General features: G+C 28.3%; 13 protein-coding genes. 9 read left to right on the top strand and 4 right to left on the bottom strand.

Annotation, left to right across the window (positions count from 1 at the left end):
- Positions 1-27: 27 nt before the first annotated feature.
- Positions 28-2,409 (bottom strand): GxGYxYP domain-containing protein, encoded by a 2,382-nt coding sequence (locus E5347_RS11825; RefSeq protein ID WP_136007435.1) that lies wholly within the window; start codon positions 2,407-2,409, stop codon positions 28-30.
- A 304-nt stretch (positions 2,410-2,713) separates the two neighbouring features.
- Here E5347_RS11825 and chbG point away from each other — a divergent pair, with 304 nt between their 5' ends.
- The 7 genes from chbG to E5347_RS11860 all read left to right on the top strand — a co-directional run bounded on the left by chbG (position 2,714) and on the right by E5347_RS11860 (position 11,134).
- Positions 2,714-3,448 (top strand): chitin disaccharide deacetylase, encoded by a 735-nt coding sequence (gene chbG, locus E5347_RS11830; protein WP_136007436.1) that lies wholly within the window; start codon positions 2,714-2,716, stop codon positions 3,446-3,448.
- 206 nt (positions 3,449-3,654) lie between these two features.
- Positions 3,655-5,145, top strand: a complete 1,491-nt coding sequence (locus E5347_RS11835; protein ID WP_136007437.1) for a PTS transporter subunit EIIC — start codon at positions 3,655-3,657, stop codon at positions 5,143-5,145.
- Positions 5,146-5,150: 5 nt separating this feature from the next.
- The gene (locus E5347_RS11840) at positions 5,151-5,804 is read left to right on the top strand and encodes an N-acetylmannosamine-6-phosphate 2-epimerase (protein ID WP_136007438.1); all 654 of its coding nucleotides are present in this window, start codon (positions 5,151-5,153) and stop codon (positions 5,802-5,804) included.
- Between the two features lie 330 nt (positions 5,805-6,134).
- Positions 6,135-6,935 carry a MurR/RpiR family transcriptional regulator gene (locus tag E5347_RS11845; RefSeq protein WP_136007439.1) on the top strand — a complete coding sequence of 267 codons (801 nt, stop codon included), beginning with the start codon at positions 6,135-6,137 and terminating at the stop codon, positions 6,933-6,935.
- 373 nt (positions 6,936-7,308) lie between these two features.
- Complete coding sequence (locus tag E5347_RS11850) at positions 7,309-7,872, top strand: hypothetical protein (RefSeq protein WP_136007440.1); 564 nt, start codon at positions 7,309-7,311, stop codon at positions 7,870-7,872.
- A 169-nt stretch (positions 7,873-8,041) separates the two neighbouring features.
- Positions 8,042-9,607 (top strand): class I SAM-dependent methyltransferase, encoded by a 1,566-nt coding sequence (locus tag E5347_RS11855; protein WP_136007441.1) that lies wholly within the window; start codon positions 8,042-8,044, stop codon positions 9,605-9,607.
- Positions 9,608-9,715: 108 nt separating this feature from the next.
- Positions 9,716-11,134 carry a potassium/proton antiporter gene (locus E5347_RS11860; protein WP_136007442.1) on the top strand — a complete coding sequence of 473 codons (1,419 nt, stop codon included), beginning with the start codon at positions 9,716-9,718 and terminating at the stop codon, positions 11,132-11,134.
- 185 nt (positions 11,135-11,319) lie between these two features.
- Here E5347_RS11860 and rd read toward each other — a convergent pair whose 3' ends face one another.
- Complete coding sequence (rd, locus tag E5347_RS11865) at positions 11,320-11,484, bottom strand: rubredoxin (protein WP_136007443.1); 165 nt, start codon at positions 11,482-11,484, stop codon at positions 11,320-11,322.
- Positions 11,485-11,806: 322 nt separating this feature from the next.
- Here rd and E5347_RS11870 point away from each other — a divergent pair, with 322 nt between their 5' ends.
- On the top strand, positions 11,807-12,109 hold the full coding sequence (locus E5347_RS11870; RefSeq protein WP_136007444.1) for a hypothetical protein: 303 nt from the start codon (positions 11,807-11,809) through the stop codon (positions 12,107-12,109).
- A gap of 28 nt (positions 12,110-12,137) precedes the next feature.
- Here the strand turns inward: E5347_RS11870 and E5347_RS11875 are convergent, their stop codons facing one another.
- Positions 12,138-13,718, bottom strand: coding sequence for a DEAD/DEAH box helicase (locus tag E5347_RS11875; RefSeq protein ID WP_136007445.1), 1,581 nt, complete (start codon positions 13,716-13,718; stop codon positions 12,138-12,140).
- A 203-nt stretch (positions 13,719-13,921) separates the two neighbouring features.
- On the opposite strand from E5347_RS11875, the gene E5347_RS11880 reads away from it, so the two are divergent.
- Positions 13,922-14,479 carry a methylated-DNA--[protein]-cysteine S-methyltransferase gene (locus tag E5347_RS11880; RefSeq protein ID WP_136007446.1) on the top strand — a complete coding sequence of 186 codons (558 nt, stop codon included), beginning with the start codon at positions 13,922-13,924 and terminating at the stop codon, positions 14,477-14,479.
- Positions 14,480-14,539: 60 nt separating this feature from the next.
- On the opposite strand, the gene E5347_RS11885 is transcribed toward E5347_RS11880, so the two are convergent.
- Positions 14,540-14,938 carry a MerR family transcriptional regulator gene (locus tag E5347_RS11885; RefSeq protein ID WP_136007447.1) on the bottom strand — a complete coding sequence of 133 codons (399 nt, stop codon included), beginning with the start codon at positions 14,936-14,938 and terminating at the stop codon, positions 14,540-14,542.
- Positions 14,939-14,944: the final 6 nt, after the last annotated feature.

A 14,944-nucleotide genomic window follows, 5' to 3' on the forward strand; every position in this document is an offset into this window, starting at 1 on the left:
GCTGATTGCTCCATAAGTGTGATATTATTATTTAGGATTAATATTATTTTTAATTAATTTCATGAAAACATCTGGAGTTACAATTCTTACTTTATGATTCTTATTTAATTCAGTAACTACATTTTGGAGGATAGTCATATCATTACTCCATACATGAAGATAAACAAAGGTGTAGGCGGCTTCATTAGTTAGGTCTATATTATCTGTATTAGCTCTAGAATTTATATTTTCAATTAATTGATTTGAATCCTCTAAACCACCCCATAGTAAATCACGGCAAGAGACTACTGGCTTATTATTGGACCAAACTATTTCTCCATTATAATTATTATTTTTCTTATAATCTAAATAAAAAAGTCCATCTATATTGGAATTTTCAGTATATTTATCCCATAAGTTAGTTTTATAAAAGGCATCATCGTCAATAATCAATACATATTTTTGATCTACTTTTTTCATATATTCATTTAATCTTTTTGTATAGGTATTTAGTTTATTTTCTGGATACATGCTTGGATAGATATATCCATTACCTGAAGGAGAAACAAGATAGTAATCTGAATACTTCTCTGAGCTTGCACTCTCATAATATTTATTGAAAACAGTAGGTGCTAAATAATAAAGAGATGGGCTTAGTGACCAACCTAAATCAAAGTTACCTCTATTTTTAGAACCATACCATTTTTCTGAACTATAATTACTTCCAAGGAGCCATTGTTGATTGTCCCCATCAGACATAATAAAGGTTACATAATGAACATTACCTTCCTTAGGAGTTTCATTATTAGATTTTTGCACTTGTTTATCTGTAGGAAATGAACTTAATACAGATAAATTATAAGACCAATCTGCTGCAATCATATCTACTCCATACTTAGAGGATATACTTACATTGTTAAATTCATCTGGTCCCCATCCTAGGCAACGAGCTATTTTATCCATAGATTTAAATATATTTTCTCTTAGGGAAAAGTCTTTTACATCTTCCTCATAAAATATAAGAGACTTAGACATTATTGCATAATCTCTTAAAGCCATAGACTTTTCGGGAGATAATAGTATAGCTGTAGAATGGTTTAAGCCAGAATTCCATAAGTTTTTATATGCCCAGTATTTATCTGTATTTCTGCAATCTTTAATTAAGTTATTTATCCCAAGTTCATTAAGTTTTGGTTCAAGAGATTTCTCTATAGGTATTGAATTATTTAAACCTGCAAGGGAAAATGCATTATTGATAGAAGGTGGATTTTCATTACTATACAGTATGTACCCATTTAATGATGATTTAAATTTATCCAAGAGAATCCAAGGATCTGATATATTTTCATAAGTGATATTGTAATTAGATGTTAAATCATCAAGCCATATTTTATAATCAGGTTCATCATTACTTAGAATATAAATCTGTTCCTTATATTTTGTAGATATAATACCTTGAAGAGCAGAGATCATACTCTGCTCTTCCTTTGTCATATAACTATCAGAAATAACATAAAGATGTTTAGGAATATTAGAATTCTTAATATAACAATAATTAGAATTTAAATATTCAAAGGTTATTGATGATGTAGTTTTAGCTTTAACTTTATTATAAAAGCTATTTAAAAATTCAAAGCGTTTTCCAGTATAGAAGCTTTGCGCATTTTTTTCTTTAATTGTAGAAAGTAAAACTTGACGCTTTATAATATCATTTAAACTTACTTCTTTGTGATTTCTCATAATATCGTACATTATCATAAAGGTAGTAGTTCTTCCTATACCTTCCTTGCAGTGGAAGTGATACCAAGTATTTTCAGGAGTTTTATTAACAATATTAATAAAATAATCGACCATTTCATCACTTGGGAGAGAACCATCAGTTACGGGAATACGAATATATCCAATATTTTTATTAGATGTAAGAGTAAGTTCATCTTTAACGCAATCTGGTGTTACTGTAACTTTAGTATTATAAAAAGTTAATGGTGTATTTATTTTAATAGATTGTAATAAGTCTTTTTCAGTAGATAGAACTTCAGGTAAAGTTAATCCTTTATTAGCATTGTTTTTAGGGTTTTCAAAACTGACTCCTATTCCATTAATAAATCCATGAGATTCTTGTCTTAGATCAATATCAATAATAGTAAGGTTATTAGGGAGAGATTTTTTAATTAAATCAAGGCCAGTTTCTGAAAATTGCCCACTACCAGAAATATTTAATTTATCTAATCCAGATAAGTTAAGATCCTTATATTCTGATAATGATGTAATATTGGTAGTCATACGAAAGTGATTAGGAAGCTTATTGTCGTTAGGAGCATTTTCTAATAAATTAACATCAGCAAATGCTTTGGGGAAATAAATAATATTAAACACTAAGCAAATAGTGATCAAAAAGATACGAAAACTATAACTAATAATTTTTTTCATATATATACCTCACATTATAAATAGTAGTTTATATATATTAGGATTAGAAATTAGGACATAGTTTATTCAAATAATTTGATTTATTATTTTATTACCTATTGTTGTTGGATAATTTTTAAAAGTAAAGTTAAATATAATCTAAGTGCAACTTATAATATGAAAAACAATTAATTTTTTTAATTAATGAAAATAATACATATATCTAAAGGGGTATAATTTAATTAAAGGATATTAATAAATGAATTATATAGGGTGTATAACTATGTATGGAAATTTATACACTTTACTAGAGAGAGGGGAAAATATGAAGTTAATAGTAAATGCTGATGATTTTGGGTATAGCAGAGGTGCAAACTATGGAATAGTAGATGCTTTTAAAAATGGTATAATAAGAAGTACTACAATAATGGCTGGAATGCCAGGGTATGAACATGCGGTAGAATTATTAAAGAATTGTAATGGTTTAGGCTGTGGTGTTCACTTAACTTTATCTGCATACAAGCCATTATTAAAATCTCACAAGACAATAGTGGATGAAAATGGATATTTTTATAAAAAAATAACACCTGAAGTAGCTAAGAATATAGATATAGAAGAAGTATATAATGAGTTTTGTGCTCAAATTGAAAAGGTAAAAGCTAGTGGAATAGATATAACTCATCTAGATTCCCATCATCATGTTCATACATTTGAGGTGTTAAAGCCTGTTATGGAAAGAATAGTGGAGAAGTATCCTTATCCAATAAGGGGAGGGCTTGAGTATAAATTAGACTATGAGAAAATTATGCCTTATGAAGGGATATTTTATGAAGACACAGTAAGAATTGATACATTTAAAAACCTTAAAGATAAATTTGCTAACTATGATGTTTTAGAGACTATGTCTCATCCAGCATATTTAGATAGTTTTATTTTAGAGAATAGTTCATATAACTTAAAAAGAATAAAAGAGTTAGAAATACTTACTTCTAAAGAATTAAGAAACTTCCTTGAAGAAAATAATATAGAAGTGTGTAATTATAGAGATATATTTAAATAAGTATAAAATTGTTTAATATTGCAAAACTAATATAGAAATAGTTTTGCAATATTTTTTTATGGAAAAAATTAAATGAAAAAAATTTTAAATAAAATACTTGAACTAAAATAATTTTCATGATAATATGTAAATGTATTCAGAAGAAAATAATTTTTATAAGAAAAAAGTATTGAAAATGATTTTAATCAAATGAGGGAGGAATTATTTTGTTTAAGCAGCTACAAAAAATAGGTAAGTCCTTTATGTTACCAATAGCGATTTTACCAGCAGCAGGTTTATTACTAGGTATTGGAGGTGCATTATCAAACCCTAATACAGTACAAGCCTATCCATTCTTAGATATTGCATGGTTACAAGGCATATTCTCAATTATGTCTTCAGCAGGAAATGTTGTTTTTGCTAACTTAGCACTTATTATGTGTATAGGTCTTTCAGTAGGTTTAGCTAAGAAAGATAAGGGTACTGCAGGACTTGCAGGTGCAGTTTCATTCTTAGTTATGAATGCAGCAATTAGTGGAATGATTACAGCTTTTAACCCAGCAGTTGAATCAATAGATACAGGTGTTGTAGGAGCTATAGTAATTGGTTTAACAGTATCGTTCTTACATAATAAATATGGAAATATTCAATTACCAGCAGTTTTGGGATTCTTTGGTGGATCAAGATTTGTACCAATAGTATCATCTTTTGCAGCTATATTTATCGGAGGAGTATTCTTCTTAATATGGCCAACATTCCAAGGATGGTTAGTTTCAGCAGGTAATGCAATAGCAGGTTTAGGACCAATAGGAACATTCCTTTATGGATTCTTATTAAGATTAACAGGTGCAGTAGGATTACATCACATGATTTACCCATTATTCTGGTATACAGAATTAGGTGGAGTGGCAACTGTAGCAGGACAAACTATTACTGGCGCACAAAATATATTCTTTGCTCAATTAGCTGATCCAAATCACACTGGATTATTTACAGAAGGAACAAGATTCTTTGCTGGACGTTTTGCAACTATGATGTTTGGCCTACCAGCAGCATGTTTAGCTATGTATCACTGTGTTCCTAAGGCAAAAAGAAAATTAGTTGGTGGATTATTCTTAGGAGCAGCAATAACTTCATTTGTTACTGGTATTACAGAGCCAATTGAATTTATGTTCTTATTCGTAGCACCATGGTTATATGTAGTTCATGCACTATTTGATGGATTATCATTCTTCATTGCAGATATATTAAATATATCAATTGGTAATACATTCTCAGGTGGATTAATAGACTTTACATTATTCGGAGTTCTTCAAGGAAATGACAAAACTAACTGGATACTTGTATTAGTAGTTGGAGCAATCTGGTTTGCACTATACTACTTCACATTTAGATTCTTAATAACTAAGTTTAACGTTATGACTCCAGGAAGAGAAGTTGAAGGAGAAGAAGTTAAAGTTGTTACTAAGGATAGCTTAAATGAAGTTGCTGAAGAAATTTTAGCAGCACTTGGTGGAGCTGATAACTTAGATGATGTTGACGCTTGTATCACAAGACTTAGAGTAGCAGTTAAAGATGTAAGCAAAGTAGATAAAGCTAAGATTAAATCTTTAGGAGCTACAGCTGTATTAGAAGTTAAGGGAGGAATACAAGCTATATTTGGAGCTAAGGCAGACCCATTAAAGCAAAAAATAAATGAAATTATAGGGAGAGATTAATAAGAGTGAAAGAGATAAATAGAGGATTAATTGTATCATGTCAAGCACTAGAAAACGAACCACTTCATAGCTCTTATATAATGAGTAGAATGGCAGTAGCAGCCAAAGAAGGCGGTGCTATAGGGATAAGAGCAAATAGTACTGAGGACATAATTGCTATAAAAAAAGAAGTAGATCTACCTATAATAGGTATAATAAAAATAGATTATGAAAATATGAAGCCATATATTACTCCTACTATGAAGGAAGTAGATGCCTTAGTAGAAACAGGAGTAGATATAATTGCACTAGATGCAACTATAGATCAAGATGAAGAGTTCTTAAAGAGTATATTTAAGAAATACCCAAATCAAGCTTTTATGGCTGACATATCAACTATAGAAGAAGGATTAAGAGCTGGAGAGCTTGGATTCCATTATGTAGGTACTACTTTAGTTGGTTATACAGAGCATTCTAAAGGTGCTAATAACTTTGAGGTTTTAGAAGCTTTAATAAAAGATTGTAAGGCAAAAGTTATTGCAGAAGGAAACTTTGATACACCAGAAAAGGCAAAGCTTTCTCTAGAAAAGGGAGCATATGCAGTAGTAGTTGGTGGAGCAATAACAAGACCACAATTAATAACTAAAAAATTTAATGATGAAGTGTTAAAAGCACTGTAAAATAAGCTGCCGTAAAGGCAGCTTATTTTACAATGGATAATTAATAATTAATAATTGACCATTAAGGAGGTAATTCCTTTGAAATTACTAAAAAATTTAAATTTGAAAGCTCCGAAGGGAGTTTTTTTCTTTAATTAAACATTATGATTTATCAATTATTCATTATAATGAACTCTTTTAATTATTTTAGATTAGTGATATTCTAATTATAAGTATGTTTTAAATATGTTAATTCAGTTTTATAAAATTTGAAACAAAATAATTATTTAAGTAAAATATAAAAATTGAAACTATATTTTCAATTTATTTTCAGTTGTTTGGAGGGGTAAAGTGGATATCTTATGTGAGATACAAAAAATATATAATAGTTTTTCAGATAAAGAAAAAGACATAGCTAATTATATAATGCAGTATGGGGATAAAATTAAGAATATAAATATTACTGATTTAGCAAAAGAAATTGGAACGTCAGGGGCCACTATAACTAGATTTGCTAAGAAGATAGGCTGTGAAAGCTTTGTGGATATGAAAATTAAACTTAGCTCTAATAGGGTAGAAGTAGTAGACGAGAATGAGGATGAGATATTTTCTTATGCTTATCAATATTACAATGAGGTTATAGAGAGAACTAAGGCATTGATAGATAAGGAAGCTATATTTAAGGCTGTAAATGAGATTAAGAAGGCTAGAAATATATATATTCATGGTGTTGGGAGTTCAGGATTAACAGGGACAGAAATGATGCATAGGCTTTTAAGAATGGGATTTAATGTCCATAGCATTCCAGATTCACATATGATGATTATTAATAGCTCTATAGTAAAGAAAGATGATTTAGTTATAGGTATATCTATATCAGGAGAAACTGAAGAAGTAGTACATTCTCTTAGAAAAGCAAAGGAAAATGAGGCAACAACTATTTCTATTACTAGTTTTGAAGGAAGTAGTTTAAGCAAGCACTCAGATATAGAATTTATAGTTTATAATCCTAAGTTTGTTGATAGAAGTAAATTTATAAATAGCCAGTTTTCTGCTATGTATCTATTAGACTTAATATCTATGGTATTACTAAAAGATGAAGAGTTAAGAGAAAAGATGCAGATAACTATTAATGCTATAATAAGCAATTAAAGTTAGAATATATAGTGTAGGATATAATAATGAAAAATTAATCCTACACTTTTTTATACATAAACTAATTATATTTAAATTAAAAGATATATATATCTTTTAATTTAAAAAATTTACTAAAGAATTATTTTTAATTTATAATGATATAAAACTATAGATGTAGATTATTAATTGAAAAATATATATTAATAAAAAATTATAAAACCTTAAAAAATGTATATTGAGAGAGATAATCATTTTAAATAAGATAAAAAGGCTTAAAAAGGATGTTTTACATAAATTACAAACTGAAAAATAATGGTATAATTTAGTTATAAATATGCTTATGTAACGTGCTTAAATAGATATCAAGATTATATTAAGAGGTGAAGAAATGGAAAAATTAAATAAGTTTATAAGTTACTCAAAGGGTATCTTTAATAATGACAATCAAATAAAAGAAGAAAAGGCTGCAACTGGTGAAGTAAGAACACCTGAGGCTAAACATATAGCTGAAGTATGTAATGATAAGATTCAAAATCTACCAAAGGACTTTAAGGGTTACTTTATGATAGATGAAACTTACTATAATCATGGGGATAAGGTAACAGAATTACATCATTTATTTTTATATACAGTAAATGAAAATAATCAAGTTGTTTTAACTTCTTATGAGATGCCAAAGGAAATAGAATATAAGGATTTTATAAATTCTAATGATAAGTTAACTTTTGACTATAATAAGTTAGAGAAGAACAGTAAGTTTAATCCAATAGTATTTAAGGAAGAAGATGGAGCATTTATTGCAGAAAGTGAAGCTGAGTTTGCACCAGGAGTTATATTTACAGCAAAGCAAAAGAACTTAGATGGTAAGATGTATGTAACAGAAATTTTCAGAAAGAACGGAGAAATAGTTTCAGGATCTGAAGAACCAATAGTTTATCATAGAGTAAAATAAATTAATAATGATTTACCTTTAGGGGCTGTTTTTAAGCAGCCTCTTTTTTATTTACATATAAATTGGAGATAATTAATTTGTATATTAATGCTATATAAATCTTACTATATTACACAAAATATTTATTCTTTGAATAAAATAATATAGAAATCATTTTAAGGAGCATGTTATGGATACTATTTATATGCTTCCATTTTTTTTGAATAAGAACGGAAGTGACTTTATTTATGATTTAAAAATGTCTAATGACTTTTTTAAGAGTCTAGAAAATTGTGATTATAAATTAATACTTATTTATAATCAAGGATGTTTCACCAATGAGGAACTAGACTATTATTTATCTAACTATAATATTAAATTTAAGATTTTAGGAAATGGAATAAATGAAGGAATAACCTTCTCAAGGCACTCTATGATAAATTTTATTAAGGAGAATTATAATGATACTAAATATGTTGCTGAAGTTCATTTAGATATGATATTTACACCTAATTGGGATAAACCATTAATTTACTTTTTAGAAAAGACTAAAGAGCCTATAGTATCTCCTAGAATAGTTTACTATGAAGATAATGAATATAAAGCAACGGGCAAAAAGGAGAGTTTTACTTTCCCTGAAGGGTTAGATGATAAGGTGAAGTTTATGGAATCTATTTGTGAGAATAGAGTGGATTACGGATTTGTACATCCAGTGATTCATAGATTTAATGCTTTAAAGAAAATTAATGCCTATGATATAAACTTTTTAACAGGAAAGCAAGGTTATGAAGATGACAGTATAATATTGGGCTATAACTATTATATGGGTACTAAGGAAAACTGGGCACCGAAGATATACTATAAATCCTGTGTATATCATAAAACCATTGGGCAAAGAAATAAGCTTAAAGAGCTTAATGAAGATTTTGAGAAGAATTTAATCGGATTAAAAACTCAGTATGGAGCATATGGACAAAAGGAATTATCAAGGATTTATTCTAACAATGAGAGCTTTAAACTAAATTATGAAACTATGCTTGTAGATAGAGATGCGGCATTACGATTAGAAGATATAAAGATATATTCTGATGATGTAAATAATAATTATAAAAGTTTAGATAACTATGAATCTAGATATATACTAAGAACTGATAATATTATGTATAAATCCATATTTGATATCCCTAAGGAGTGGTGGAGTAGATTTTATGAATATGGCTGGGCATCAAACTTTGCAAAGGAAGAAGATGTAGTTTTAGATGCAGGGTGTGGTATTATTCATCCATTTAAATATTACTTAGCTAGTATTTGTAGTGAAGTTCATGCAGTAGATTTAGATAAAAGAATAACAAGTAAAGAAGAAGTATTATTGGAGCATAAAAGCTGCTTTGGAGAAGATAGCGAGTATTTAGTCATGGAATATTTAGATCAAATGACCTTAAAAAATGAAAATTTAGCATCTTTAAGTTATGATGATGAAACCTTTGATAAGATATTTTGTATATCTGTCCTCCATTTATTAAGTGAGGTTTCCTTATTATCAGTTCTAACAGAAATAAGGAGAGTTCTTAAGAATAAGGGCCTACTAGTTATAACTGTAGATGTGCCAACTATAGATATAGAAAAGTTAGTAGAATCAATATATGAAGCAGGGTTAGTAATAAAAAACAATTTATATCTTACAAGGTACAATAATAGTATTTATTCTGACTTATTTGATGGATTATACTGCTTTAGATTATTAGTTACAAAGTAATTTAGAGATGAGCTTAAAAAAAATATAGTTGTAAAGATTGTTGTCTTTGCAACTATATCGGTTTTATTGTATAATATAAATATATTATTATAAGAAGAGGAGGGTTATATGGTAGAATTAATGATTATTTGTGGATTAATTTTACTAATCTGCATTTCGTCGAGCAAGATATTATACAGATTCGGGGTTCCAATGTTACTAATATTTATAGTACTTGGAATGCTATTTGGATCTGATGGACTAGTAGGTATATATTTTGATAATTATGATTTAACTAGTACTATATGTTCCTTGGCGTTAGTATTTATTATGTTTTATGGTGGCTTCGGTACTAATTGGAATATAGCAAGGAAGTCAGCAGTGCCATCAATATTAATGTCTAGCTTTGGAGTTATAATAACAGCTGGACTTACCGGATTATTTTGTTATTTTGTGTTAGGAACTAGTCTTTTAGAAGGGCTTTTAATAGGTGCTGTCGTTGGATCAACAGATGCAGCTTCAGTATTCTCAATTTTACGTTCTCAAAAACTGAATTTAAAGGGAACATTAGCACCTCTACTAGAAATAGAAAGTGGAAGTAATGACCCAATAGCTTATATGCTTACCATTATCATATTGACTTTAATGTCTAATGCAGGAGCATCACTAATATTACCAATGCTTATTAAGCAAATAGTGTTTGGTATATTAGTTGGTAGTATTTTAGCTATACTTGCAGTGAAAATTATGAGAATGGTTAACTTTGAAGTAGAAGGTTTTTATACCATATATGTAACTGCTATAGCAATATTATCCTATGCTATTAGTGAGTATTTTGGTGGAAATGGATTCTTAAGTGTTTATATGGCAGGTATTATTATTGGAAATAGTAAAATACCACATAAAAAGAGTTTATATCACTTCTTTGATGGAGTATCTTGGATAATGCAAATAGCTCTATTCTTTATTTTAGGATTGCTATCATTCCCATCTAAACTACCTGAAGTTTTAGGAATATCTATAGTTATATCATTGTTTATGATGTTTGTTGCAAGACCATTAGCAACTTTTATAATATTAGATAGATTTGATTATTCAAATAAAGAAAAAGTATTTATATCATGGGTTGGATTAAGAGGCGCAGCATCAATTGCTTTTGCAATTTTTTCTGTAACATATGGAGTTAATATTGAAAATGATTTATTTCATATTATATTCTTTATAGCTCTATTCTCAGTAGGAATACAAGGTACATTAATTCCTATAGTTGCGAGAAAATTAGATTTAGTAGATGATAATACACCAGTATTAAGGACTTTTAATGACTATAAGGAAGATAAAAAGACTAAGATTTTAGAAGTTAATATAGAGTCAGATAATAAATGGGCTGGTAAAAGTATTATGGATGCGGATATACCAGAAGAAGTTTTAATAGTTATGATAAGGCGAGCTGAAGAAGTCATAGTGCCTAAGGGGTCAACTGTAATCAATATAGATGATACTTTAGTTTTAGCTGCTAATAATTTTGATAACTTATTAATGAGCTAATACTTTATAAAAGGTTAAATAATTTAAAAAAATTATTTAATTTTCAAGGGAATATTGATGAAATTATCAATTTAGTTATTAGCTTATTTTAATTATAATTGAAAGAAAAGGGAATAATGAATTTATATAAATTAAAAGAGTTGTATCGAGATTATCTTAATATCTTGATACAACCTTTTTTCTTATTAGTCGTCTAATAAATCAAATTCATCCTTAATGGCACCGCAAACAGGACAAACCCAATCATCTGGTAGGTCTTCAAAGGGAGTATCAGGATCTATTCCATTATCAGGATCACCGTACTCTGGATCATAAACATAAGTACAAGGAATACAAACAAATTTCTGCATAATAAAGCCTCCTAATTTTGTTATACAATTAAAATGTATTGGGTATACAATGAAAATATGATATAAATTATTATAAATAAGTATTATATATATGTTTCAATAAATAATCTAAATATTGAGTAATTACTTTATCTTTAGTGAAAAATATTTTTGAAAGTAAATTACATCAATTGAAAGCATATAGTTTTTAATTTCTATATAAGTTTTTTGTGTAATTGCCTAACTAAAATATTTTGAGTATAAAATATAACTAAATAGAATGCAAAAATTTTATTACAACTTATATACATATAAATTATTAAATTGAAAGAAGGTGAAAGGCTTGGGAAGAAAAACTAGTAAGAATAATGATTTACTTAGTAGTGTCAGAAAAGATACATCACCAAAGGTATATTCATTATTAGTAGACTTAGTTAATGATAATAGAGAAGATTTAGCAGAAATAGTAATTAAAATAGATTATTTATTAGAGTACACTAGTGCATGTATCCGTCAAAAGGACTTTAATGAAGCTAAGGAAACTATAAAGAGTGTAGAATCTAGGATGAATATTTTAGAAAAAGAAAACATTGATATGGAATATCTAAAACACTTATATGAAGGCATAAGGAAGAAATGCAAATAAAAAAAGCTGCCCTTGGGCAGCTTTTAAACTATCTTCTTTTCTTATTTCTATTTGCGACTTCTATATTAACTTTTCTCTTATTTAACTTAAGTCCCATACATTTATTTATAACCTTATCTTTAACATCTGGAGCTATATTTACAAAAGAGAAGTTTTCTAATATATCAATATCTCCGATTGATGAAGGTTTAACTCTTGCAGTATCCTTAATGAAATTTACTAAAGACTTAGGATTTATTCCATCTCTTCTACCTACTGATAAGAATAAACGTACATCTTCAGATTTTGGAGCTTCTAATACATCAGATGAATAAGTATCCATAAGATCGCTATTGAATTTGCTCTTAATTAAAGCTGCAATTATTTCAACAGAATCAAATTTCTCTGATAGCTCTTGAGCTACAGGAAGGAATTTATCGTAATCTGAATCATTAATAGTATCACTTACATCCTTTAATATAGTTTTTGATTTACTAGCGAATATATCATTAACAGTAGGGATAGGTCTTCTAGTTATATCACCCTTAGTTACTGTTTTAATTTGCTTAAGCATTGAATATTCTTTTGGAGAAACTAAAGAATATGCCGTTCCTTCTCTATTAGCTCTACCAGTTCTTCCTATTCTATGAACATAGCTTTCAACATCCTGAGGTAAATCATAGTTAATTACGTGAGTAATACCTTCTACGTCTATTCCTCTTGCAGCTACATCAGTTGCAACTAAGAAGTTTAAAGAACCTTCTTTAAATTTCTTTAAAGTTCTTAATCTATGAGCTTGAGACATGTCTCCATGCATTCCTTCTACTATGTAACCTCTTGATTGCATTCCTTCTACTAACTCATCAACACCTTTTTTAGTTCTACAGAATATGATTGCAGAAGAAGGAGTATCAAAGTCTAAAACTCTACAAAGAGCTTCAAATCTAGTTTTATGTGATACTTCATAGAAACTTTGACTGATTTTTGAAACAGTCATTGAAGTCTTCTTTATAGCAATATGCTTAGCATCATCTTTCATGTATCTCTTAGCAAGTCTTTTTATTTGATCTGGCATAGTTGCAGAGAATAGAAGTGTTTGCCTTTCACTTGGAAGTTTTTTAATAATATCTTCTAAATCATCTATAAAGCCCATGTTTAGCATTTCATCCGCTTCATCTAAAACTAAGAATTTAATCTTATCTAACTTTATAGTTCCTCTTTTAATATGGTCTAAAACTCTACCAGGAGTTCCAACTACTATATTAATATTTCTTTTTAAAGCTCTAATCTGATTAGTTATTGGATCTCCTCCGTAAATAGGTAATATTCCTAACTCATCATACTTAGCTAATCTTTTAAGTTCATCATTAACTTGTATAGCTAACTCTCTAGTTGGTGCTAATATTATTGCACTAAGTCCGTCTTTTTTTGATATATTATTAATTATTCCACATCCAAAAGCAGCAGTTTTTCCAGTTCCAGTTTGAGCTTGCCCTATAAGGTCATATCCTTCGATGGCAACAGGTATAGCCTCAGCCTGAATTTGTGATGGCTCTTCAAACCCTAAATCAGTTATTGATTTCAGTAAGGTTTCCTTAAGCCCTAAGTTACTAAATTTAATTTCGTTCATTCAAAATCCTCTTTCTATTTCCTAAATAATTTATAATTAAACATAAATGTTATTATATTTCTAAATATTATTATATTTTTATTCTTAACTAACTTAGTATACACTATAATTGAGAAATATGCTCGTATTATTTATTAGTAAATTAAGTTATTTTGCAAAAATTTATAAAAAGTTAATAAGTAAACCTTTAGGAGGAGGGAATTATGATTAATTTTAAAGAGATATTATACTATTCTAAATTAAATACTGAAATTATTGGAGAAATAATAATAGTAAAAAGTGATATGGGACTAAAAAGAATTGAAATAATTGAAGATTCCTTTAAAAAGTTTAAAAATAATTGTGATTTAAAAGAAATTACTTTAGTTGAAAGTATTAAAGAATGCAGCGATGTAGCTGAGCAAATTAATGAGTACTTTAATGGAGAGAGAAGTCAGTTCGATTTAAAAATAGATTTATCAGGAACAGAGTTTAGAAAAAGGGTTTGGGAAGAATTATTGAAAATACCTTATGGAGAATCAAGAAGCTATAGTGATATAGCAAAAGCCATAGGTAAAGATAAAGCAGTAAGAGCTATAGGTCAGGCAAATAAATCTAATCCAATTCCAATAATAATACCTTGCCATAGAGTTATAGGTAAGAATAAAAAGTTAATTGGATATGCAGGAAATCATACTGACATTCAAGAAAAGCTTCTTAATTTTGAAAAAAGTAACAAGGAATATATAAATAATAGGTGCTGTCGCACAATGAAAAATTAATTTGGGCTGTTTGCGTGACAGCCCTATATAAGATTAGTAATATTTCTTTATGATAATATATCAATTTTCAACATCAATTAAATTACTAATATATTCTGTCTTGCCAGTTAATACATCATCATAAAAAGATTGTTTATTATCAATAAAATCAATACATTCATTAAGTTCTTTAATTCTGTTTAATAAGGATTCCTTTGATTTGTTAAGCATCTCTTTTCTTTCTGGAATTGTAGAGGGACCTTCCATACAGTAATTCATATATAACTTCATATCTTTAATAGTCATTCCACATTTTCTTAGACATTGTAGTCCTTTTAGCCATGCGATATTTTTTTCATTAAATTTACGATAATTATTTTTATCCCTTTGGACATTAGGCACTAGACCTTCTTTGCAATAAAATTTCAACGTTTCATAAGATATTCCAACGAGTTCACATGCCTCTTTAGTTGTATACATGAAATT

The sequence above is a fragment of the Clostridium sartagoforme genome (genome assembly GCF_004794105.1).
Classification (GTDB): Bacteria; Bacillota; Clostridia; order Clostridiales; family Clostridiaceae; genus Clostridium; species Clostridium sartagoforme_B.